1 protein-coding gene is annotated in these 223 nt (G+C 43.5%); it reads left to right on the top strand.

Annotated features, from left to right (window positions below):
* Positions 1 to 223, top strand: a 223-nt coding sequence (locus tag AAC854_RS23855; protein WP_340619211.1) for an ISAs1 family transposase, incomplete at both ends; no start/stop codon positions are given.

Raw genomic sequence — 223 nt, 5'->3', positions numbered from 1 at the left:
AAAATCGCCTATCCCTTATTTGATATCCTGTTTGCGTCGCTTTGTGCAATGATTGCCGGCGCAGAGGGCTGGAGCGATATTCAGGAATATACCGAAGGCTACCATGAATGGGTTCTACAACAAGGTATGTTCAAAGAAGGTGTCCCTGTCGATGATACGTTTGCCCGGATTATTTCGCGGATCAACCCAAAACAATTTAATCTCTGTTTTATCAATTGGATGA

This window comes from Xenorhabdus entomophaga, assembly GCF_037996725.1.
Taxonomy (GTDB): Bacteria; Pseudomonadota; Gammaproteobacteria; order Enterobacterales; family Enterobacteriaceae; genus Xenorhabdus; species Xenorhabdus khoisanae.
Note: the sequence above shows the minus strand (reverse complement) of the source record. Positions and strands in the feature narration are given on the sequence as shown.